Consider the following 22,931-nt stretch of genomic DNA (forward strand, 5'->3'; position numbering starts at 1 on the left):
GGGGTATTCAGTCATTGAATGGACGCTTCAGGGCTCTTCAGCGGCATCACGCTCGAAACCGCTGTTGAAGGCCTGGATGAAACCATTGCGCAGGATGCCGATAAAGGCCTGGAAGGCGCTGACATCCTGCTGCTTGGTGCTGCCCCGCAGTTCCACGCGGGTGGCGATCTGGTCGCGCGGGCGGTTCTTGAGCACCTTCTCGCTGCCGGCCACCACCGCCTCCCAGATCGACCGAAAGAAGCCTTTGTCCTGGTTCTCGACATCCTGCTGCCAGTCGAATACCTCGACATCACGCAGCAGCGGCTTGATATAGCCGCTGAGCTGGGAGTCCTCGGCGAAGGCCTCGACCACGATATCGCCGGTGCCCGATTTGAAATCGAACTTGCCGTAGGCGTTGGCCAGATCATTGAGGCGCGGCAACTCGATGTCCGTGGCCCGTACGCGGAATTCGAAGTCCTGGAAGTTATGGAAGGGATCGAACACCGCGCTGGCCTCCAGCGGCGCCTGATCCATCAGCTTGGCCTTGCCTTCGAAGCGGGCCACGCGATCACCCTGTTCGTCGGCCACGTTGGTCAGGTTGTAGAGGCTGGCCTGGATGGCATTGGCCTTGAGCTTCACCGGCGGCGAGGCATTGAAGTTATAGAAACCCAGGGCGCCGTCGTTGACCCGCACCTCGTTGAGGGTGATGGGCAGCAGCTTGTTCAGCTGCTCACGCCAGTCTGTGCCTTCACCGGTCTGCGAATCTTCGCTGCTCTTGCCATCGACGAAGTTCACCTCCGGCCGTTCGAATACCACCCGGGCGACCACGGCGCGGTTGTGCAGTAGCTCGTTCCAACTCACCGAGATGTCGATCAGGGGCGCATCGACGAAGGGGACCGGCAGATCCTGGGTGACCTTGACGATGCGCAGGCCATTGATACGGTAGCCGCCGCGCCACAATGCCACGTCGACGTCTTCTATATGGCCACGGTAGTCGCCCATCTCGGCCAGCTTGTCGTTGAGGTAATTGCGCACCATGTAGGGCAGGGCGATATGCACGACCAGCAGCAGGGCGAGCAGGCCGAGGCAGATCCACAGGGGCAGGCTGTAGCGACGTTTCATCGTGGGTGTCCGGTTTCGCGGTGTGTGGAGTGGACTGCCACCGCTGCGCCTGAGTTCGAACTTCCAGACGCTGGACGCGCCAGGGCTTGAGGCATAGGCTGACGGGCTCAGTCATGACAAGGAACCGGTACACCATGAGCCGCATATACGCAGACAACGCACAGGCTATCGGCAATACACCGCTGGTGATGGTCAATCGCCTCGGGCCCAAGGGCGTGACCATCCTGGCCAAGATCGAGGGCCGCAACCCGGCTTACTCGGTGAAGTGCCGGATCGGCGCCAACATGGTCTGGGATGCCGAGTCCCGCGGCGTGCTCAAGCCGGGCATGACCCTGGTCGAGCCGACCTCCGGCAATACCGGTATCGGTCTGGCGTTCGTCGCCGCCGCACGGGGCTACAAGCTGATGCTGACCATGCCGGCCTCCATGAGCCTGGAGCGCCGCAAGGTATTGAAGGCGCTGGGTGCCGAGCTGGTACTCACCGAGCCGGCCAAGGGCATGAAGGGTGCGATCGAGAAGGCTGCTGAAATTGCCGCCTCCAACCCCGAGCAGTACTACATGCCGCAGCAGTTCGAGAACCCGGCCAACCCGGCGATCCATGAAAAGACCACTGGCCCGGAAATCTGGAACGACACCGAGGGCGCCATCGACGTGCTGGTGTCCGGCGTCGGTACCGGCGGTACCATCACTGGTGTTTCACGCTATATCAAGCAGGCCCAGGGCAAGGCGATCCTGTCCGTGGCGGTCGAGCCGGTTTCCTCCCCGGTTATCACTCAGACCTTGGCGGGTGACGAGGTCAAACCCAGCCCACACAAGATTCAGGGTATTGGCGCCGGCTTCGTGCCGAAGAACCTTGACCTGTCGCTGGTCGACCGTGTCGAGCAGGTGAGCGACGAGGATTCCAAGGCCATGGCCCTGCGCCTGATGCGCGAGGAAGGCATTCTTTGCGGGATTTCCTGCGGTGCGGCCATGGCCGTAGCGGTGCGCCTGGCCGAGCAGCCGGAAATGCAGGGCAAGACCATCGTGGTGATCCTGCCGGACTCAGGCGAGCGTTACCTGACCAGCATGCTGTTCAGCGACCTGTTCACCGAGCAGGAATTGCAGCAGTAACGGCAACAAGCAGACGCGGACGGACATTGGCGTTCAGCTGTCGGAGCGGGCTGTGCCGCGAGATTTTCGCGGGCATGGCCCGCTCCCACGATAACGCTGTAGGGCGGGCTTTAGCCCGCCAAAAAGTACCAGCTAGCAGCCAATCACGGTGGCCCGGCCTTACTCAGGCCGCCAGTTTTTTCGCAGGACGAACCACCAGCCACAAGGCGATGGCGATCAGGATGCCGCCGTACAGGTGCGCCCAGGACAGCGGCTCGTCGAGCAGCAGCGCGCCCCACAGCACGCCAAAGATCGGGATCAGAAAGGTGGTGGTCGAGGCCCTGATCGGCCCGATGTCGTTGAGCAGGCGGAAATACAGTACGTAGGCGAAGGCCGTGCAGCCCAGGCCCAATGCCAGCAGCGACATCCACTCCAGCCAGCCGCCCCAGCTGGCCGGTGCGCCCAGCACCAGCGAGCCGGCGAACAATGGCAGCAGGAACAGGCTAGCACCCAGCAGGCTGCCGAATGCGGTGAGGCGGTTGTCCAGGCGTCCGGCTATCCAGCGCCGGGTCAGAAAACCGGCCACGCCATAGCAGGCAGTCGCCAGCAGGCAGGCGAGGGCGCCGAGCAGCAGGCTGAGATCCAGCTCTGCCGGGCCGCTTCGGGTCAGTACGGCAACCCCGAACAGCCCCAGCGCAACACCCGCAGCACGGCTCATGGTCATGGCCTCGGCAAAGAACAGCGCGCCGATCAGCACACCCATCATCGGCGTGGTGGCATTGATGATCGCCGAGTAGCCCGCTGGCAGCACCAGCGCGGCCATGCTGTACATGGCCGAGGGGATGCCCGCATTGATTATCCCGAGTATCAGGCACAGGCCGAGCTTGCCGTGAAACTCCCACTTGACGCGCATCAGCAGCAGAATCGCCAGCAGGCCCAGCATGGCGATCGAGGCGCGAAAAAAGGCCGTCGGCATGCTGCCGATCACCGGCGCGACGATACGCATGAACAGAAAACTGGCGCCCCAGATCGCAGCGAGCAGCAAGAGGCGCAGCATGTCGGCAGGGCGCAAGGCAGACTCCCGTCAAGGAATGAAGGGCGGCAGTGTTGCTGGATGATGCCAGCAAGGCAAGCCCAGCGTACTGCCGGTACCGGCCATTGGTGGCGGGCATGGGGTCGCCTCCGGCCTTTTTCCTCGGGGTGCGTCACTGGCCCGCGCATCGAACGCGGCGCCCCGCACCACTATTGTTTGAACGCGGTTTTGCGCCTGCGGGTCGCACCTCAGGCCCGCTCGGGTGACAATGACAGGTTGCGCGCCAGCAGTGCGCAACCTGCCTGCCGAGTCACCCCCGTTTCAGGGCCACCCCGACCCGGGTGGCTGCGCCACGGGCGCCAAGCCGAACAATGAAAGGATCCATTTGCCATGAGCTGTAGACCACCTTCGCGCGCCTTCGAACGTTACCGCCTGAGCCGGGCCCTGCTGTTATGTGGCTGCGTGGCAGCGGGCACCTCCCAGGCGCAGGAGACGGCCGCTGGTCTGGTGCTCGAACCCAGCGTGGTCAGCGGTTCACGAAGCGCGGCGCAGAGCTTCGACCTGCCATTCTCGGTAGATAGCCTCGGCCGCGAGCAGATCAGCGACGGCCAGTTGGGTATCAATGCCTCCGAGGTGCTTAGCCGGGTGCCCGGGCTGGTGGTGCAGAATCGCCAGAACTACGCCCAGGATCTGCAGATATCCTCCCGCGGCTTTGGCGCGCGCTCGGCCTTTGGCGTGCGCGGGCTGAAGCTGATCAGCGATGGTATTCCCGCCAGCACCCCGGACGGCCAGGGCCAGGCCGCCACCTTCAACCTGGATACCGCCGAGCGCATCGAAGTGCTGCGCGGCCCGGCCTCCACCCTGTATGGCAGCAACGCCGGTGGGGTGATCCAGATGTTCTCCCGCGACGGTATCGGGCGGCCGCGCATCGGCGCCGAGACCTTGATCGGCAGCGATGGACTGACCCGCAACCACCTGACCGCCGAGGGTGAGTCGGATGGGGTGGGCTTTGTACTCGACGCCTCACGCATGGACACCGATGGTTATCGCGACCATAGCGCGGCGCGCCGTGACCAGACCTTCGCCAAACTCAATTTCACACCCGATGAAGACAGCAAACTGGCACTGATCTACAGCAGCCTGGAGCAGAATGGCACGCAGGATCCATTGGGGCAGGCGTGGGAGGCATACAAGGCCGATCCGCGCTCGGTCGCTGTCAACGCGCTGAATTTCAATACCCGTAAGAGCATCGATCATCAGCAACTGGGCGTGAACTACGAGCGCTATTTTGGTGATGCCACGCTGCAAACCACGGCTTATGCGGGTAAGCGCAGCGTAATTCAATATTTGGCCATTCCCCAGGGGCCGCAGGGTAACCCGAACCACAGTGGCGGCGTCGTCGATTTCGACCGTGAGTTTCATGGTGGTAGCGTTCGCTGGCTGCAACCGGTGGCGGGCATAAGCGGGGACCTGCGTCTGGTGTTCGGGGTCGACTACGATCAGAGTCGTGATGACCGACGCGGTTACGAGAATTTCTCTGGCTCTCAGATCGGCGTCAAAGGTAACTTGCGCCGCGATGAAGTCGACACCGTTACCAGCCTCGACCCCTATGCGCAGGCCACTTGGGATATCGGCAACTGGACGCTACAAGGCGGCCTGCGCTACAGCACCGTGGAGGTGGATGTCGATGACAAGTACATCGTCGGCGCAAATGGCGACGACAGCGGCACCAGGCGCTATGAAAAGGCCACGCCATCGGTCAGCGTCGGCTACGCCTTTACCTCGGATCTGAACGGCTACGTCAGTGTTGGCAAGGGCTTCGAGACGCCCAGTCAGGCAGAACTGGCGTATTCGCAAGGCAATGCGGGCTTCAATTATGGCCTCGAGCCCTCGGAAAGCACCCAATACGAAATCGGCCTGAAAGCCCGCGTCGCCCGAGGCGCTCGCGTGAACGCCGCCATCTTTCAGATCAACACCGACGACGAGGTCGTGGTGCTGGAAAATAGCGGTGGTCGCACCAGCTATCAGAACGCCGGCAAGACCCTGCGCCGTGGTTTCGAACTGGGCGTCGAGAGCCAGCTCGATGAGCAGTGGTCGGCGGCGCTGGCCTATACCTACCTGGCTGCGACCTACGATTCGCGCTTCGCCGCTGGCAACAGCCTTATCGACAAGGGCAATGATCTGCCAGGTGTGCCGCGTACCACGGTGTTTGGCGAGCTGGCCTGGAAGCCGGTCGATGGCATCAGCACGGCGCTCGAGGGGCTGTATCGCAGCAAGGTGTACGTCGAGGACAGCAATACCCAGAGGCCCGCGCCAAGCTATACGGTGTTCAACTGGCGCACAGGCTTCACGCAGCACTTCGGCCCCTGGCAAACCCACCAGACCCTGCGCTTGGACAACCTACTGGATCGGCAATACGTTGGCTCGGTGATCGTGGGGGATGGCAATGGTCGCTTTTACGAGGCAGCGCCGGGTCGTTCCTGGTTTGCCAGTGCCGGTATCGAATACCAGTTCTGATGCCCGCGATGCTCCGGGAGAGGATAGAAGGCCGCGGCGGCAAGCGAGAAAGGCGCGCGGAATGCAGCCAATGAACAACTAAGCGACGTTCGGTAGCGACTTGCAATGCTTTGGAGGTGCTTTGCTCTCCACTCCCTCGCAGCTTTGGGCTACTCTCAAGGCAAGCGGTCACCATAGCCGCATGCAGTTGGAGGAAGTCCTATGAAAGCCTGGTTCGAGAAAATCACTGCCCAGTTCAATGCACTGTTTGCGCCCCGCATGCAGCCCATTCCCATTCGTAGCGAAGAGCAACGCCGCCTGGCCGAAGAGCGCCGTCGCCGCCGCTGAGCAGTCGCCGGCCAAATGACCGAAAGCGTCGCCGGCGGCGCTCGTTGGTAGTTTGCTTTGCCTTGTCACGCCTGGCACGGCATTGATTTGTCATCGGGATCTGTCTCGATGACTGATGTGTCGCCGCTTGACTTGCAGATGGGCTACGCCAGTCAATTCTCGTTTATTCCTCTCGCCCGTCAGCCCGTCAGGGTTGGTTAATCCCGCCATTGCACGTGCTGCGCTGGTCGGCCCGATCACTGCTAGCAGCGCCAATCTGATCCTCGACACCTACGTCTCGTCCAGATACCTGAAGTCGTCCATTAGACCGTCGCTTGCCGTTCCTATGGCAAAGCTGTCAGTTGACGACATGGATGGCGACGGCCAGCACGACACCCTCAAGTCGCCGATCTGTTTGCCGACAATATGGAAGCCCGTTCGGGTAAGCAGAGAAAAGGTAGGGCGGCGATCCACCTCGCATGGCGCGATGCAGACCTTTCTCCGTATTTCAGCGTTTTATAGACCAACCGCTACCCATGCTGGCGCGACAGCCTTGCTGTGCTAGACATAGTGGTGTGGAAAGGACGTACCCTTCTCGTATTAAGGATTGCCAACCATGCGTCAGAATCTGCCGGTAACTCAACGGGAAAGGACTTTTCCTGGCCACGAGCGGTTGATTTCCACTACCGACCTGAACAGCAAGATCACCTATTGCAATGATGCGTTCGTGGCCATCAGTGGCTTCACGCGTGAAGAACTGATCGGCCAGCCGCACAATCTGGTACGCCACCCGGATATGCCGCCTGCCGTATTCGGCCACATGTGGGAGACCATCAAGCAGGGCAAACCATGGATGGGCATCGTCAAGAACCGCGCCAAGAATGGTGATTTCTATTGGGTCAGTGCCTACGTCACGCCCATCTATCAGAATGGCCAGGTGGCCGGCTATGAGTCCGTTCGCTCCCTGCCTACGGAAGATCAGAAGCGCCGTGCCGAAGCCTTGTATGCACGCTTGCGGGCCGGCAAGCCGCCGGTGCCGAAAGTCGAGCAGCTCACTTACGACCTGGTTCGCTGCTGGCCGCTGATCGTTGCCACGCTGGTGATCCTGGCTGCTCAGGCGATGCTTTCCGGGCCGGCGCTGACGCTGCTGATACTCGCCGTGATGGTAGCGCTGGGGGCCTATCAGCTGTACAACAAGCGGGCGCTGATTCGACGCACCCTGGATGACCATCCCAAGGCATTCACCAGCAGCCTGGTGGCGCTGACCTACAGCGACAATCGGGGCGCTCAAGCCTTGCTGGACATGGCCATGATCAGCGAGGAAGCACGCCTGCAGACGGCCCTGACCCGCCTCGAGGACGCGGGCGTCAACGTCAAGCGCCAGGCCGCCCAGGCCGCAGGTTTCTCGCGCTCCGGCGCCGAGATGCTTGATCAGCAGCGCAGCGAGACCGACCAGTCGGCAACCGCCATCAACCAGATGGCGGCCACCATCCAGGAGGTTACCCAGAACGTGCAGAGCACCAGCCATGCCGCCGAGGAGGCCGATCGCCTGGCCCGGGAAGGGCGGCAGCTGGCTGGCGGCAGCCTGGAGTCGATGCAGCACATGGCCAAGGCCGTAGCGGATATCGGCCAGGCAGTGAACGATCTGGCCAACTCGACGCAGTCGATTGGCAGCGTGGCCGACGTGATCACCTCGATTGCCGAGCAGACCAACCTGCTGGCCCTCAACGCCGCCATCGAGGCAGCGCGTGCGGGGGAGCAGGGTCGCGGCTTCGCCGTGGTCGCCGACGAGGTTCGCTCACTGGCCTCGCGTACCCGCGAGTCGACCCAGCAGATTCATCAGATCATCGCCTCGCTGCGTGCCGGTGCCGAGCGCGCCGTGGTCACGGCTGGGCGTGGCGAGGAAATCTCCCGGGAGAGCGTGCAAAGCGTGGAGGCCGTGCGTATCGCCCTGGATGGCATCAGTGATTCGGTTAGCCGTATCAGCGGCATGAGCCAGCAGATCGCCGCGGCCTCCGAGGAACAGGGCCAGGTCGCCGACGACATCAGCCGGCAGATCACCCGCATCGCCCAGCTTTCCGAGCAAGGCGCCGAACAGGCTCATCAAGGCGCGGCGATCGGCCAGGAGCTGGAAACCATGGCCGACTACCTGCACAGTCTGGCCGAGCGCTTCAACCGCTGACCCCTGATCCTCGGCTCGCAGTGAGCGCTGTGGCACACTGCGCGGCCGAGGAGATCTGCCATGCCACGCCCCCGTTGTAGCCGCTGCAAGCGCCCGGCCAGTCACTGCCTGTGCGCCTTGATTCCCGATCTGCCGAGCCACACCGAAGTGCTGGTTCTGCAGCATCCCGATGAAGTCGATCATGCGCTCAATACTGCACACCTGGCGGTATTGGGGTTGCGCAATGCGACCTTGTGGGTGGGCGAGGTGTTCGCGGCCTTACCGGGCTGGCTGGCGCAGCCGGGTTATCGCACCTGCCTGCTGTTTCCTGGGGAGCAGGCGCGGTCGGTGGCGGCGTTTGGCAGTGATGGCGACGGGCGCCCGGTACGTCTGGTGGTGCCCGACGGCACCTGGCGCAAGGCGCGCAAGCTGCTTTATCTCAATCCTGCCTTGGCAGACCTGCCACGGGTGACCCTGGCCGATGCGCCACCGTCGCGCTATCGCCTGCGCAAGGCGCCGATGGAAGGCTCGCTGTCGACGCTGGAGGCGATAGTCGCGGCACTGAACCTGCTCGAGGCACCAGCCGATTATGCAGCGCTGCTCAAACCCTTCGATGCACTGATCGAGGGGCAGATTGCCGCGATGGGCGAAGACACCTTCAGGCGCAACCACCTGCCCTGAGCAGTACTCGTTCAGGCAAAGCTGCCGTCACGAAAATCGCGCAGCGCCTGCTCGATTTCCTCCCGGCTGTTCATCACGAACGGGCCGTACTGCACGATCGGCTCATGCAACGGCTTGCCGGCGATCAGCAGAACGCCAGCACCCTCGGTACTGTCGATCAGCAGGTCGCCCTGGTCATCCAGGCGTACCAGCCGGCCAGCCTTTACCTCTTGGCTCTGTTGCACCTGCGCGACGCCCTGGTAGACATAGAGCAGGGCGCGGTGGCCCGCGGGCAGTTCAGGGCGCACGCTGCTGCCGGCGGGCAGGCGCAGGTCGAGGATATACGGCTCGGTATGCGGGCGCTGCACGGCGCCAAGCTGGTGGTTTTCGCCCTCTTTGAAGGTGCCGGCAATGACCACCACCTCGACGTTCTGCTCGGTGCGCAGGCGCGGAATCTGCGCGTTGGGGATATCGCGATATTCCGGGTCGGCCATCTTGCTCTCGGCCGGCAGGTTGAGCCACAGCTGGAATCCGCGCATGGCGCCCTGTTCCTGTTCGGGCATTTCGCTATGGATGATTCCGCGCGCAGCGGTCATCCACTGTACGTCGCCGCCTTGCAAGAGGCCGACGTTGCCCAGGTGATCCTCATGGCGCATGCGACCTTCGAGCATGTAGGTGATGGTCTCGAACCCGCGATGGGGGTGGGGCGGAAAGCCGGCAATGTAATCGTCGGCATTTTCGGTGCTGAACTCGTCGAGCATCAGGAAGGGGTCGAAGCGCTCGATGCCGGCACCACCAATGACCCGATTCAGGCGCACGCCTGCGCCATCGGAAGCGGGCTGGCCCGGTTGCACGGCAAGTATGCGACGTAGGTTCATGCTGCAGGCCCTCGTGGATATGCGATGGGCCTATGGTAGGCCAGCGGGGCCAGCAGATGGATGGGAAAAGATCAGCTCAATGATCGAGAAAATCGATGTGGCTGACGGCGCCGGGTGGCGCCGTCAGGGTTTTCACTCGGCGATCTGCAGCTTGCGCGACTCGGTATAGAAGAAACGCAGCTTCTCGTACTCGAACGGCGAGTTCAGCTGGCCGTAACGGAAGCTGGTGGTCGAGCGCTGATCGACGCCGCGGAGCACGATGATTTCGGGGTGGCTGCTGCTCACCTCGGCAACGTTGAGGTAGTTGACCTGCTGGGCAACGCCGAAGTCCACGACCAGGCCCGAGGTGTCGCGCAGGTTGGAGGGGCCGAGGATCGGCAGCATGAGGTAGGGGCCGGCAGGTGCGCCGTAGAAGCCCAGGGTCTGGCCGAAATCCTCGCGCTGTTTGGGCAGGCCCATGAGGGTCGCCGGATCCCAGAGGCCGGCTACGCCGAGCGTGGTGTTGAACAGCAGGCGGGCAGTGGTGTTCAGGGCCCGCTGGCCTTTCAACTGTAGTGCGCTGTTGACCAGGTTGGGCACGTCGCCCAGGTTGCTGAAGAAGTTGGTCACGCCCTTTTGCACGAAACCCGGCGTGACGTAGCGGTACCCGTCGACCACGGGCAGGAACACCCACTCATCGAAGCGGTAGTTGAAGTGATAGACACGGCGGTTCCACGACTCCAGGGGGTCGTGAATTTCCAGCGCCGACAGCGTCGAACGCTCGAATTCACGCTGGTTAAGGCCCGGGTTGAACTTGAGCTCCTTGAGCGGTTGCTTGAAGCCATCGTCCTCGACGGTGGTCTGCGCGGAAACGGCGCCGCAGCTCAACAGGGCAGCGAACAGTGCGAGAGCAGGAAAGGACTTAGCCACGGAAGAACTCCAACATGTCGTTGCTGTTGACGCGGTAATTGAGGTTGCCGCAATGGCCGCCGTAGGGGTAGACGGTCAAACGGTCGCCCAGGGTGCGGCGCAGGAAGCCGAGGTCGCCCGGGCCGAGGATCACATCGTCGGCGTTGTGCATCACGGCAATTTTCGGGCTGCTCTTCAGGTAGTCCTCGATGCCGTACAGGCTGACCTCGTTGATCAGCTGGGCCATGCTGCCACCGTCATAGCGAGCCCGCCACATGGGGATCAGCTGTTCGGTCATGTAGCAGTCGAAATCGCATTGCAGGGCGCGGCGAAAGAACGGCGTCAGGCTGGTGCCTTCGCCGATCGGGTAGTCGACCGGGGTGATCAGGCCGCGGCGGTTGATCAGGTCCGAGGTAAAGGCGATGTCGGCGGCCGAGAAGCGAAACGAGGTGCCGATCAGCATGGCCAGCTGTTCGTTGCTCAGGTGCTGCCTGGACTGCTGGAAGTCGTAGAGCAGGGCATCGTTGATGTCCACGTAGCCCTTCTGCTGGAAGTAGCGGGTCAGCTTGGCCAATACCAGTTCGTAGAAGGTGGTGCGGTTGGTGATCCCTTTCACCTCGGTCTGGACCAGGCGATCCAGGTTGGTGATCGAGGTGTACAGGTTGACCGGCGGGTTGAGCATCAGCACGCGCTTGAAGTTGAAGCTGCGGCGGGTTTCATCCAGCTGGCTGACGAACGCCGCGTGCAGGGCGCCAAGGCTGTAGCCGGTCAGGTAGAAGTCGGTGACCTGCAGGCGCGGATGCTGGGCGCGCACCGCCTGCATCGCGCGATACAGGTCTTCGGCGTCGTCGCGGCTGATGCCCGGTGTGGCGAAGCGCGAGGCGGAGGTCATGAAGTCATAGCTGGTCGGCGACGACAGCTGTACGACATGGTAGCCGGCGCCGTAGAAGAGTTTCTTCAGGTATTCGGGGGTGCTGCTGGAATAGTGCGCGCCAGTACCGGCGATGATGAAGATCAGCGGCGCGGGACCACTCTGCTCGGCCAGCCGGTAGCGCATCTTGGTGACGGCCCAGAAGTTGGCCGGCAGCTGGAACTCGCGCTCCGGGCGCAGGCGAACCTGATAGTCGCCTTGCTTGATGTCCGCATCTTCCGGCAGTTCCGGGCGCAGCTCAGGTGGCGTGGTGGCGATGGTCGCTTCAAAGGCATTGGTCAGCGGATAGCCATAGGTCTGCGCATCGATGTCGGCGGCCAACAGGGGGGCGCTGAGCAACAGGGTGCCGAGCAGGACTGCAAGACGGGGAATGAAAGACATACAAGATCCCTTTGGAAGAGAACATTCTTTTCAGATGTAGGGCCGGCGAGCCGGTGCTTTCGGCATCAGCCGCGATGACTAGGACAATCACCGTTGTATCAAAGTGCCATGGGAAATTCTGCCATGCTGCAGGCGGCTGTGCCAGATCGCCGAACGCCCGGCAACGACGCCTTTCATGGGCCTCTGCGCAGCGAGGATTTGTCGCTTGCATCCGCCTGCCGGGGGATTATGCTGAGCGCCGTTTTCACGTCTCTGGAGTGCAGCATGCCCCGTCGTTTATCCATCGTTGCCTTGGTGATCGTTGCGCTCCTGTGCGTGATCGCCAGTTATGCGTTGCGCTACCTGCTCATGGAGGGCGATCAGTGGGTCGGCCGCTGTGTCGAAGACCCCGCCAACCTGGCCTGCCAGGTGCGCGCCACCCTTGGCTGGATGATTCACCTGCGGGTCATTGCCTGGGCGGCACTGGGCTGTGCGCTGCTGGCGTTCGTGCTGCCGGGTGTCTGGGGCTGGCGCCTGGCGGTGCCGGGGCTGCTGCTCGGTTTGCCGGCGCTGGCGCTGTACACCGCGAGCCTGGCGGTATTCGCGGTGGTTCTGGCATTGCTGCGTCTGGTGCGTGCCCCAGCGGTTACGGCGCGCTGAAAGGCTGGACGCTGCATCGTCGGTGCAGCGTCCGGAACGGGACTAGCGGTTTTTCGAGTGGCGCAAGCTGCGCCACAGTGCAGCTGCCAGCAGCGCGCTGGTGATCGCCCAGCCGATGGCCTGCAGGTTGTCCGGGGTTTCCTCGTAAAGCTGCGGCACTATGCCGGCGGCAATCAGTATCGCCAGCAGGGCGATTTCCCGCCGTGGCCCGGCTACCGGGCGCAGCAGGTAGACCAGTGCCGGCAACAGCAGGGCGGCGCTGGGGAAGCTGCGATAGCGCGCATCGGTCACCATCGCCAGCATCATCACCGCGCCGGCGAAACCGGCTGCCGCCAGCCACCAGCCGGCACGCTGCTCCAGCCAGCCAAAGGCCTGGGCACGCCAGCCCTGCGCCGTGGACAGGGCCAGCGCGGCATGGGCCAGTACCAGCAGGTTGAGGGCGAGCAGGGCGCCAGCCCACAGCCATTCGCCGACGTAGCGGCTGGTCACCCAGGCCAGCTCCGCCCACAGGCCGATACAGGCGGCGCCCAATGCAGCCACTAACGGCAGCAGTACGGCGTTGCGCGTCGAACTCGGGCGACCCCCGACCAGCAGGCCGAAGGCCAGAACGCCAGCGCTGATGGCCAGCCACAGTGGCCAGTGGGGCAGGTTGGAGACCGGCCCGGCGAGGATCGACTTGTCCTGGCGGTCTGCATCGTAGAGGCCCCAGAAGCCGCCCACTGCACCTTCGCTGACGCGCTTCCAGGGTTGGTCGAAGGCTTCGATCAGGTTGTAGCGCCAGCCGTGCTGCTCGGCCAGGGCGACGAAACCGCGGATGAAGGTTGCCTGGTTGACGCGGCTGGGCACCGCGGTTTCCCGCTGGCGGCCTTCGCTGGGCCAGCCGGTCTCGCCGATCATGATGTCCTTGGGCGCGAACTGCTTGCCGAACAGCTCGCGTACCTCGGTCACTTCATGCAGGGCCGCGTCGATGCCGGCCGGGTTGTCTTCCCAGTACGGCAGCAGGTGAATGGTGATGAAATCCACCGCTGGCGCGACTTCCGGGTGCTTGAGCCAGAACTCCCAGACGTCGGCATAGGTGACGGGCTGGCTGATCTCGGCCTTGACCTGGTTGATCAGCTCGACCAGCTGCCCGCCGGTGACTTCCTTGCGCAGCAAGGCTTCGTTGCCGACGATCACCGCCTCGACCACATCCGGATTTTCCTTGGCCAGCTTGATCAGGCCCTGGATCTCGATGGCCGTGTCATGCGGGTTACGGCTGACCCAGGCACCGGTGATCAGCTTCAGGCCATGCTTGCGGGCCAGCTCCGGCAGCTTCTCCAGGCCAGTGACTGAATAGGTGCGGATGCATTGAAAGCGCTCGGCCAGCAGCGCCAGGTCGGTGTCCATCTGCTCCGGGTGGATCTGCAGGGGCAGGTCGAATGGCGACTGGTCCTTGCCGAACGGGGTGTAGGACGCGCACTGCAGCTTGTGGGTCGGCGTGGCCGCGTCGGCCAGCACCACCGGCTTGCCGATGGTTTGCCAGAGGCTGCCCAGCGCGAGGAAACCGACGATGCAGGCACAGAGATACGGGAGCAGGGGGAAGCGGGCGGTGGCGGGCATGGTCGAACACGCGTGGTAATGGAGACGCGCATCTTAGCGGCGAGCAGGGGCTTTAGATAGACGCGGAAAAAGTAGTTACAAAGGTGCCTTTGACGGGGCGTTCAGACTGGCTATTTTCATCGTGCGGCGTGAGGAACACCCGCGTCGCTCAACTCGAGTGGAACTTACAGAGGATGTTGATCATGCTGAAAACTACCCTGCAAGCCCTGCTGTTTTCCGTAGTTGCCAGTGCCTCATTGCTGGCCAGCGCCAACGAGGCGGCGAAGACGCCGGCTTCCGAGCCGGTGGCCCAGCAAGTGGCCGAACTCAATCCCATCAACCTCAATACTGCCGACGCCGAGACCCTGCAGCGCGAACTCAGTGGCGTTGGCGCGGTGAAGGCACAGGCCATCGTCGCTTATCGCGATACCCATGGTGACTTTGCCTCGGTAGACGAGCTGCTCGAAGTCAAGGGCATCGGTGAAGCCCTGCTCGAACGCAACCGCGACAAGCTGACCGTCAGCCAGTAACTGTTGGTGCCCAGGCCGCGCCTGTTTCGCGAGGCGCGGCTTTTTTATGGGCAATGGATTGTCGTCATCACGGCGCGTTCGGCCTCGGTGGCCAAAGCTGGCGCGTTTTCTGCTTCGCTCACCAGGCGAGCATAGATTTTATGGCGCTCTGGTAGTTGGCACCCTTGTTGCAAATACCCTTAGCAAAGCACTCGCGGCGTCAAAAAACCGCGGTCAGTGGAGGAAGGGTCATGAGTCAGGGTGTCGCGTTCAATCGTCTTATGCTGGAAATGCGCTCCATGCAGGCCGAGGCCATGGCGCGCAAGCCGGCTGCGCCCCAGGCTCAGGAAGTTGGCGCGCCGAGCTTCTCGGACATGCTCGGCCAGGCGGTGAACAAGGTCAGCGAGACTCAGCAGGCCGCCGGCCAGCTGGCCACGGCCTTCGAAATGGGCCAGAGCGGCGTCGACCTCACCGACGTGATGATCGCTTCACAGAAATCCAGTGTTTCCTTCCAGGCCATGACCCAGGTGCGCAACAAGCTGGTTCAGGCGTATCAAGACATCATGCAGATGCCGGTTTAAGGGGTAGCTTTCGATCATGGCCGACGCACTCGCCGCAAACGTACCCGCCACCGCAGCCGACAACGCGCCGAAGAAGCCGCTGTTGGGCCTGACCTTTCTGGAAAACCTCTCCGACATGCCGTTGCTACGCCAGGCCGGCCTGCTGGTTGGCCTGGCCGCCAGCGTGGCAATCGGCTTTGCCGTGGTGCTGTGGTCCCAGCAGCCTGACTACAAGCCGTTGTATGGCAGCCTTGAAGGCATGGATGCGCGTGGGGTTATGGAAACCCTGACCGCCGCCAACATCGAATACACCGTCGAGCCGAACTCCGGGGCCTTGCTGGTCAAGTCTTCCGACCTGGCCCAGGCGCGCATTCGCCTGGCCTCCGCTGGCGTGGCACCGACCGATACCAGCATCGGTTTCGAGATTCTCGACAAGGAGCAGGGCCTGGGCACCAGCCAGTTCATGGAGGCGACCCGCTACCGTCGCGGCCTGGAAGGCGAGCTGGCGCGTACCGTATCGAGCCTGAACAACGTCAAGGCCGCCCGCGTTCACCTGGCGATCCCGAAGAGTTCGGTATTCGTGCGCGACGAGCGCAAGCCCAGCGCCTCGGTGCTGGTCGAGCTGTATGCCGGGCGCAGCCTGGAGCCCAGCCAGGTGATGGCGATCGTCAACCTGGTGGCCAGCAGCGTGCCGGAAATGGACAAGGGCCAGGTCACCGTGGTCGACCAGAAGGGCAATCTGCTGTCCGACCAGCAGGAGATGTCCGAGCTGAGCATGGCCGGCAAGCAGTTCGACTACAGCCGCCGCATGGAAAGCCTGTTCACCCAGCGCGTGCACAACATCCTGCAGCCGGTGCTGGGCGTGGGCCGCTACAAGGCCGAAGTGTCCGCGGATGTGGACTTCAGCGCCGTCGAGTCGACCTCGGAAACCTTCAACCCGGATCAGCCGGCACTGCGCAGCGAGCAGCAGGTCAACGAACAGCGCAGCAGCGGCAGCGGCCCCCAGGGTGTACCTGGCGCGCTGAGCAACCAGCCGCCTGGCCCGGCTACCGCACCGCAACAGGCTGGCGGCGCCGCAGCGCCTGGCGGTCCGATCGCCCCCGGTCAGCCGCTGGTGGATGCCAATGGCCAGCAGATCATGGATCCGGCCACTGGCCAGCCGATGCTGGCGCCGTATCCGGCCGACAAGCGTGACCAGTCGACCCGTAACTTCGAACTCGATCGCCAGGTCAGCTACACCAAGCAGCAACAGGGTCGCCTGCGCCGGCTTTCCGTCGCCGTGGTGGTGGATGACCAGATGCGTGTCGACCCAGCCACCGGTGAAGCCACCCGGGTGCCATGGACCAGCGATGACCTGGCGCGCTTCACCCGCCTGGTGCAGGACTCGGTCGGTTTCGATGCCAGCCGCGGTGACAGCGTCAGCGTGATCAACACCCCGTTCAGCAGCGAAACCGCCGAAGTGATCGAGGTGCCGTGGTACCAGAGCGAGCTGTTCCTGATGGCCATGGGCGGGCTCAAGTCGCTGTTCCCGGCACTGCTGATCTTCCTGCTGGTGTGGTTCGTGCTCCGTCCGGTGCTCAACAACATCGCTGGCGGCGGCAAGGGCAAGGATCTGGCCCTGGCGGGTGGCGGCCGTGATGGCGACGTCGACCTGGGCGAAATGGGCGGCATGGATGGCCTGGCCTCTGATCGGGTAAGCCTCGGCGGGCCGCAAAGCATTATGTTGCCGAGCCCGAGCGAGGGGTATGATGCACAACTCAACGCGATCAAGAGTCTGGTCGCCGAGGATCCGGGCCGCGTCGCCCAGGTAGTCAAAGACTGGATCAATGCCGATGAATGACAACCGCACCACCGCCAAGATGAGCAAGGTCGAGAAGGCCGCGATTCTGCTGCTCTCGCTCGGTGAGACCGATGCTGCCCAGGTGCTTCGCCACCTGGGCCCCAAGGAGGTTCAGCGCGTGGGTGTGGCCATGGCCGCCATGCGCAACATCCACCGCGAGCAGGTCGAGCAGGTGATGGGCGAATTCGTCGAGACCGTGGGTGACCAGACCAGCCTGGGCGTCGGTGCCGACGGTTATATCCGCAAGATGCTCACCCAGGCCCTTGGCGAGGACAAGGCCGGCAACCTGATCGACCGCATTCTGCTGGGCGGCAGCACCAGCGGCCTGGACAGCCTGAAGTGGATGGAACCGCGCGCGGTCGCCGACGTGATCCGCTACGAGCACCCGCAGATCCAGGCCATCGTGGTCGCCTACCTGGATCCTGACCAGGCCGGCGAGGTGCTGGGGCACTTCGATCACAAGGTGCGCCTGGATATCGTCCTGCGCGTCTCGTCCCTCAATACCGTACAGCCGGCGGCGCTCAAGGAACTCAACCTGATTCTGGAGAAGCAGTTCTCCGGCAGTTCCAATACCACGCGGGCCACCATGGGCGGCGTCAAGCGTGCCGCGGACATCATGAACTACCTCGACAGCTCGGTCGAAGGGCCGCTGATGGATTCGATCCGCGAGATCGACGAGGACCTGTCGTCGCAGATCGAGGACCTGATGTTCGTCTTCGACAACCTGGCCGACGTCGACGATCGCGGTATCCAGGCGCTGTTGCGCGAGGTCTCGTCCGATGTACTGGTGCTGGCCCTCAAGGGGGCCGACGAGGCGATCAAGGAAAAGGTCTTCAAGAACATGTCCAAACGGGCGGCCGAGCTGCTGCGTGATGACCTGGAGGCCAAGGGGCCGGTGCGGGTCAGCGACGTGGAAACGGCGCAGAAGGAGATTCTCACCATTGCTCGGCGCATGGCCGAGGCCGGCGAGATTGTGCTCGGCGGCAAGGGCGGCGAGGAGATGGTCTAAACCATGGCGGCCAAGGAACCGGTCAGCGAACTGATTCGCGCCAAGGATCTGGGCAGTGTCGACCGCTGGTCGCTGCCCAGCTTCGATGCGCACGACGAGTCGCAACCCGAAGCGCCGGCGCCAGAGCCGGTGGCCACCGAAGAGCCGCCGGTTGCCCAGGAAAGCGAGGAAGTGGCGCTCGAGGATGTCAAACCCTTGACGCTCGACGAACTCGAGGCGATTCGCCAAGACGCCTACAACGAAGGGTTTGCCACGGGTGAGAAGGATGGCTTTCGCGCGGGCCAGCTCAAGGCCAAGCAGGAAGCCGATGCGGCCCTGGCCGGTCGGGTCGAGGCGCTCGAACAGGTCATGCGGCATTTGCTCGAGCCGATCGCCGAGCAGGACCAGCAGCTGGAAGTGGCCCTGGTGACCCTGGTCGGCCAGGTCACCCGCGAGGTCATCCAGCGTGAGCTGAGTGGCGACTCCAGCCAGATCCGCCAGGTGCTGCGCGAAGCGCTCAAATTGTTGCCCATGGGCGCAGAAAACATTCGCATCCACCTCAACCCCCAGGACTTCGAACTGGTCAAGGCCTTGCGCGACCGTCACGAGGAAAGCTGGCGGATTCTCGAAGACGATTCCCTGCTGCCCGGCGGTTGCCGGGTCGAAAGCGAGCACAGCCGCATCGACGCCAGTGTCGAAACCCGGCTGAGCCAGGCGCTCAAGCAGCTGTTCGAGCAACAGCGCGAGCACGCCACTACGCCACGGGCGGCGGATATGGTCATCGACCTGGACGACAGCCATGCGCCTTGAGCGCCTCAGCTTCGCGCGGCGCATGGAAGGCTACGGCGAGGCCGTCAAGTTGCCGACCCAGCCTATCGTCGAAGGGCGCCTGTTGCGCATGGTCGGCCTCACCCTGGAAGCGGAAGGCCTGCGCGCCGCCCTGGGCAGCCGCTGCCTGGTGATCAACGATGACAGCTACCACCCGGTGCAGGTCGAGGCCGAGGTGATGGGCTTTTCCTCCGGCAAGATCTACCTGATGCCGGTCGGCAGCCTGGCCGGAATTGCGCCCGGCGCGCGCGTGGTGCCGCTGCCGGACACCGGCCGCCTGCCCATGGGCATGTCGATGCTCGGCCGGGTGCTCGACGGCGCCGGGCGCGCCCTGGATGGCAAGGGCGGCATGAAGGCCGAGGACTGGGTGCCGATGGACGGCCCGACCATCAACCCGCTCAAACGCCATCCGATCAGCGAACCCCTGGACGTCGGCATCCGCAGCATCAATGGCCTGCTCACCGTCGGCCGTGGCCAGCGCCTCGGTCTGTTCGCCGGTACCGGCGTGGGTAAGTCGGTATTGCTGGGGATGATGACGCGCTTTACCGAGGCCGAGATCATCGTGGTCGGGCTGATCGGCGAGCGTGGCCGTGAGGTGAAGGAATTCATCGACGAGATTCTCGGCAAGGAGGGCATCAAGCGTTCGGTGGTCGTTGCATCGCCGGCTGACGATGCTCCGCTGATGCGCCTGCGCGCCGCCATGTACTGCACACGAATCGCCGAATATTTTCGCGACAAGGGCAAGAACGTCCTGCTACTGATGGATTCGCTGACCCGTTTCGCCCAGGCGCAGCGGGAAATCGCCCTGGCGATCGGCGAGCCACCGGCGACCAAGGGTTATCCGCCATCGGTGTTCGCCAAGCTGCCGCGTCTGGTCGAGCGGGCGGGCAATGCCGAGGCGGGCGGCGGCTCGATCACCGCCTTCTACACCGTGCTGTCGGAAGGCGATGACCAGCAGGATCCCATCGCCGACGCGGCTCGCGGGGTACTCGATGGTCACTTCGTGTTGTCCCGGCGCCTGGCCGAAGAGGGGCACTACCCAGCCATCGACATCGAAGCCTCGATCAGTCGGGTGATGCCGCAGGTGGTAACCGCCGAGCACATGCGCAACGCCCAGCGTTTCAAGCAATTGTGGTCGCGTTACCAGCAGAGCCGCGACCTGATCAGCGTCGGCGCCTACGTGCCAGGTGGTGACGCCGATACCGATCTGGCCATTGCCCGCCAGCCGGTGATGGTGCGTTACCTGCGCCAGGCCCTGGGCGAAAGCGAAAGCCTGGACAGCAGCCGCGAGCTGCTGGCTGCCGTACTCAACCCAGGGCCAGCGTCCTAATCCATGGCCAACAGCCGCGCGGCGCGCCTGGCGCCGGTCGTCGACATGGCCGAGAAGGCCGAGCGCGAGGCCGCACTGCAGTTGGGACGGGCCCAGGGCCTGCTGGGCCAGGCTGAAGGCAAGCTGGCCGACCTGGAGAAATACCTGCAGGGTTATCAGCAACAGTGGATCAGCGAGGGGCAGCGTGGGGTGTCCGGCCAGTGGCTGATGAACTACCAGCGCTTTCTGTCGCAGCTCGACGTGGCGATCGCCCAGCAGCAGCAGGCGGTCAACTGGCACCGCAACAACCTGGACAAGGTGCGCGAGGTCTGGCAGCAGCGCTACGCGCGCCTGGAAGGGCTGCGCAAGCTGGTGCAGCGCTACCTGGACGAAGCACGCCTGGCCGAGGACAAGCGTGAACAGAAACTGCTCGACGAGCTGTCCCAGCGCATTCCGCGACGCGATTCCCTGGAATGATGGTTGCTGCTTGCGCGGGCTAGTGCTAAATCTTCTTAGGCCGGAATTCAGCATCGCCGGACCGCGGGCTGGGCAGGGCCAGGAAAAAACAGGTGAGACACCGCGTCACCATACGGGTCAACAGCTTATCAGCCGCTCCACGGAGCTGCTTCGGCCACGTTGACCCGCCTTAGCGGGCTGCGGGTTATCCCGGATATCAAGGAGTGTTTCATGCCCATCACCTCGCTGCCCTCGGAAGACGGGCAAGAGTTGACCATTACCATTCAGGGTCGCTTCGACTTCGGCGCCCATCAGGAATTCCGCCGTGCCTACGAGCGCGTCGATGTCCGTCCCAAACGCTATACGGTCGATCTCAAGGGAACCACCTACCTGGACAGCTCGGCGCTTGGCATGTTGTTGCTGCTGCGCGATCACGCAGGCGGTGACCGGGCGCAGATTCGCCTGCTCAATTGCAACGCCGACGTGCGCAAGATTCTCTCCATATCCAACTTCGAACAGCTGTTCCAGATCGACTGAGGCGCGATGAACGCCTCTACCCTCACCATCCTGATTGCCGAGGACAGCGCGACCGATCGCATGCTGCTGTCGACCATCGTGGCGCGCCAGGGGCATCGGGTACTGGTGGCTGCCAATGGGCTGGAGGCGGTGGCGCTGTTCCAGTCGCAGCGCCCGCAGCTGGTGCTGATGGACGCGCTGATGCCGGTGATGGATGGTTTCGAGGCGGCCCGGCGGATCAAGGCCATGGCCGGCGAAGCCATGGTGCCGATCATCTTCCTCACCTCGCTCAGCGAGGAGGAGGCGTTGGTCAACTGCCTGGAGGCGGGCGGCGATGACTTCCTGGCCAAGCCTTACAGCCGGGTGATTCTCGAAGCCAAGATCAACGCCATGGATCGGCTGCGCCGCCTGCATCAGGAGGTCCTGCACCAGCGCGACCAGATTGCCCGGCATAACGAGCACCTGCAGAACGAGCAGTTGGTCGCCAAGGCGGTTTTCGACAAGGTGGCCCATTCGGGTTGCCTGGGTGCCGGCAACGTGCGCTACCTGCAGTCGCCCTATGCGCTGTTCAATGGCGATCTGCTGCTGGCCGCCTTTCATCCCAGTGGCGACATGCACGTGCTGCTCGGAGATTTCACCGGCCATGGCCTGCCGGCGGCGATCGGCGCAATGCCACTGGCGGAAGTCTTCTACCGCATGACCGGCAAGGGCCATTCGTTGGTGGAGATTCTCCATGAGGGTAACGCCAAGCTACGGCGTATCCTGCCGCGCGGGGTGTTCTGCTGCGCCACGCTGTTGAGCATCAGCTTCCGTCGCCGGGTCGTGGAGTTCTGGGGCGGGGGCCTGCCGGCCGGCTACGTGTTGCGCCATGGCAGCGATGAGCGGGTGCCTCTGGTATCGCGCCACCTGCCTCTAGGCGTGCTCGACCCGGACAGTTTTCGCGACGACTACGAATCCTTTTCCCTGGCCCTGGGCGACCGCGTGTTTCTGCTCTCCGACGGGGTGCTGGAGGCGCAGAACGAACGCGACGAACTGTTCGGCGAACAGCGCCTGCTCGAGGTCCTCGCTGCCAGCCAGGACCCGTCGCGTCTGTTCGCCGACATTCAGCAGGCCCTGCGCGCCTTTCATGGCGAGGCGCGCGATGATGTCAGCCTGGTCGAGGTGACCATGGTCGAAGACGACGCGGTCAGTCGCCCACCCCTGGCGCCGGAAGAGTGGCAGGCAGGCCCTGAAAACTGGTCGGCGCGCTATGATTTTCGCGGCCCCACCCTGCGTGACTTTTATCCGCTGCCCCATTTGCTACAGCTCTTGCTGGAAGTACCCGGCTTGCGAGGCAATGGCGGCAATCTCTACAGCGTGTTGTGCGAGTTGTACACCAATGCCCTGGAGCACGGCGTGCTGGCGCTGGACTCATCTCTCAAGCGCGATGCCGCCGGGTTTGCCGAATACTATCGGCTACGTGCCGAGCGGCTCGATACCTTGCAGGACGGCTGCGTGAGCGTGGCCTTCGACGTGCAGCAGGAAGCGGCTGGTGGACGCCTGAGGCTGACGGTCGAGGACAATGGCGTGGGGTTTGATCCGCAGGCCGTGCGGGCACGCCAGCGCAACCCCGATGGTTTCAGTGGGCGTGGCATGGCGTTGATCCGGGAACTCAGCGAGCGCTGCGAGTGGTCAGCCGATGGGCGTCGGGTCAGTGTGGAGTTTTCCTGGGCCAGGCAGGCATAATCGGCCTGCTTTCGCTCGTCGTCTTATTGCCGCGGCAGC

21 protein-coding genes are annotated in these 22,931 nt (G+C 63.6%); 15 read left to right on the forward strand and 6 right to left on the reverse strand.

What is annotated here, in order from left to right:
- Positions 1-27: 27 nt before the first annotated feature.
- Positions 28-1,101 carry an AsmA family protein gene (locus BM154_RS13505; RefSeq protein WP_074884624.1) on the reverse strand — a complete coding sequence of 358 codons (1,074 nt, stop codon included), beginning with the start codon at positions 1,099-1,101 and terminating at the stop codon, positions 28-30.
- A 134-nt stretch (positions 1,102-1,235) separates the two neighbouring features.
- Here BM154_RS13505 and cysK point away from each other — a divergent pair, with 134 nt between their 5' ends.
- Positions 1,236-2,210: a cysteine synthase A gene (gene cysK, locus BM154_RS13510; protein ID WP_074884627.1), complete on the forward strand. Its 975-nt coding sequence runs from the start codon at positions 1,236-1,238 to the stop codon at positions 2,208-2,210.
- 163 nt (positions 2,211-2,373) lie between these two features.
- On the opposite strand, the gene BM154_RS13515 is transcribed toward cysK, so the two are convergent.
- Positions 2,374-3,261, reverse strand: coding sequence for a DMT family transporter (locus tag BM154_RS13515; protein ID WP_074884631.1), 888 nt, complete (start codon positions 3,259-3,261; stop codon positions 2,374-2,376).
- A gap of 351 nt (positions 3,262-3,612) precedes the next feature.
- Between BM154_RS13515 and BM154_RS13520 the strand changes: the two genes are divergently transcribed.
- The 4 genes from BM154_RS13520 (at position 3,613) to BM154_RS13530 (ending at position 8,887) form a co-directional block, all read left to right on the forward strand.
- On the forward strand, positions 3,613-5,739 hold the full coding sequence (locus BM154_RS13520; protein WP_074884633.1) for a TonB-dependent receptor family protein: 2,127 nt from the start codon (positions 3,613-3,615) through the stop codon (positions 5,737-5,739).
- 201 nt (positions 5,740-5,940) lie between these two features.
- Positions 5,941-6,066, forward strand: a complete 126-nt coding sequence (locus tag BM154_RS24580) for a PA1414 family protein (RefSeq protein WP_279626223.1) — start codon at positions 5,941-5,943, stop codon at positions 6,064-6,066.
- 595 nt (positions 6,067-6,661) lie between these two features.
- Entirely contained in the window at positions 6,662-8,227 is a 1,566-nt protein-coding gene (locus tag BM154_RS13525) for a methyl-accepting chemotaxis protein (protein ID WP_074884636.1), read from the forward strand.
- A 60-nt stretch (positions 8,228-8,287) separates the two neighbouring features.
- Complete coding sequence (locus BM154_RS13530; protein ID WP_074884639.1) at positions 8,288-8,887, forward strand: tRNA-uridine aminocarboxypropyltransferase; 600 nt, start codon at positions 8,288-8,290, stop codon at positions 8,885-8,887.
- A gap of 11 nt (positions 8,888-8,898) precedes the next feature.
- Here the strand turns inward: BM154_RS13530 and BM154_RS13535 are convergent, their stop codons facing one another.
- The 3 genes from BM154_RS13535 to BM154_RS13545 form a co-directional block, all read right to left on the reverse strand.
- Entirely contained in the window at positions 8,899-9,744 is an 846-nt protein-coding gene (locus BM154_RS13535) for a pirin family protein (RefSeq protein ID WP_074884641.1), read from the reverse strand.
- 132 nt (positions 9,745-9,876) lie between these two features.
- On the reverse strand, positions 9,877-10,626 hold the full coding sequence (locus BM154_RS13540; RefSeq protein WP_244157171.1) for an MlaA family lipoprotein: 750 nt from the start codon (positions 10,624-10,626) through the stop codon (positions 9,877-9,879).
- A gap of 19 nt (positions 10,627-10,645) precedes the next feature.
- Positions 10,646-11,944, reverse strand: a complete 1,299-nt coding sequence (locus BM154_RS13545; protein WP_074884647.1) for a serine/threonine protein kinase — start codon at positions 11,942-11,944, stop codon at positions 10,646-10,648.
- Between the two features lie 264 nt (positions 11,945-12,208).
- Here BM154_RS13545 and BM154_RS13550 point away from each other — a divergent pair, with 264 nt between their 5' ends.
- Positions 12,209-12,583 (forward strand): hypothetical protein, encoded by a 375-nt coding sequence (locus BM154_RS13550; protein WP_074884650.1) that lies wholly within the window; start codon positions 12,209-12,211, stop codon positions 12,581-12,583.
- 42 nt (positions 12,584-12,625) lie between these two features.
- Here BM154_RS13550 and BM154_RS13555 read toward each other — a convergent pair whose 3' ends face one another.
- Positions 12,626-14,182, reverse strand: a complete 1,557-nt coding sequence (locus BM154_RS13555) for a glycoside hydrolase family 17 protein (RefSeq protein WP_074884653.1) — start codon at positions 14,180-14,182, stop codon at positions 12,626-12,628.
- A gap of 182 nt (positions 14,183-14,364) precedes the next feature.
- On the opposite strand from BM154_RS13555, the gene BM154_RS13560 reads away from it, so the two are divergent.
- The 9 genes from BM154_RS13560 (at position 14,365) to BM154_RS13600 (ending at position 22,892) form a co-directional block, all read left to right on the forward strand.
- Positions 14,365-14,691, forward strand: a complete 327-nt coding sequence (locus BM154_RS13560; protein ID WP_074885363.1) for a ComEA family DNA-binding protein — start codon at positions 14,365-14,367, stop codon at positions 14,689-14,691.
- 230 nt (positions 14,692-14,921) lie between these two features.
- Positions 14,922-15,251, forward strand: a complete 330-nt coding sequence (gene fliE / locus BM154_RS13565; RefSeq protein ID WP_027905070.1) for a flagellar hook-basal body complex protein FliE — start codon at positions 14,922-14,924, stop codon at positions 15,249-15,251.
- A 115-nt stretch (positions 15,252-15,366) separates the two neighbouring features.
- Complete coding sequence (fliF, locus tag BM154_RS13570; protein ID WP_425272836.1) at positions 15,367-17,070, forward strand: flagellar basal-body MS-ring/collar protein FliF; 1,704 nt, start codon at positions 15,367-15,369, stop codon at positions 17,068-17,070.
- Positions 17,063-18,079: a flagellar motor switch protein FliG gene (fliG, locus tag BM154_RS13575; RefSeq protein ID WP_074884659.1), complete on the forward strand. Its 1,017-nt coding sequence runs from the start codon at positions 17,063-17,065 to the stop codon at positions 18,077-18,079. The genes fliF and fliG overlap by 8 nt, the downstream gene beginning before the upstream one ends.
- A gap of 3 nt (positions 18,080-18,082) precedes the next feature.
- Complete coding sequence (fliH, locus tag BM154_RS13580) at positions 18,083-18,868, forward strand: flagellar assembly protein FliH (protein WP_074884663.1); 786 nt, start codon at positions 18,083-18,085, stop codon at positions 18,866-18,868.
- Complete coding sequence (gene fliI, locus BM154_RS13585; RefSeq protein ID WP_074884666.1) at positions 18,858-20,216, forward strand: flagellar protein export ATPase FliI; 1,359 nt, start codon at positions 18,858-18,860, stop codon at positions 20,214-20,216. The genes fliH and fliI overlap by 11 nt, the downstream gene beginning before the upstream one ends.
- Before the next feature lie 3 nt (positions 20,217-20,219).
- Entirely contained in the window at positions 20,220-20,672 is a 453-nt protein-coding gene (gene fliJ / locus BM154_RS13590; RefSeq protein WP_074884668.1) for a flagellar export protein FliJ, read from the forward strand.
- Positions 20,673-20,882: 210 nt separating this feature from the next.
- Positions 20,883-21,188, forward strand: coding sequence for an STAS domain-containing protein (locus tag BM154_RS13595; protein ID WP_074884672.1), 306 nt, complete (start codon positions 20,883-20,885; stop codon positions 21,186-21,188).
- 6 nt (positions 21,189-21,194) lie between these two features.
- Entirely contained in the window at positions 21,195-22,892 is a 1,698-nt protein-coding gene (locus BM154_RS13600) for a fused response regulator/phosphatase (RefSeq protein WP_074884675.1), read from the forward strand.
- Positions 22,893-22,931 lie beyond the last annotated feature (39 nt).

Source organism: Phytopseudomonas argentinensis (assembly GCF_900113905.1).
GTDB lineage: Bacteria > Pseudomonadota > Gammaproteobacteria > Pseudomonadales > Pseudomonadaceae > Aquipseudomonas > Aquipseudomonas argentinensis.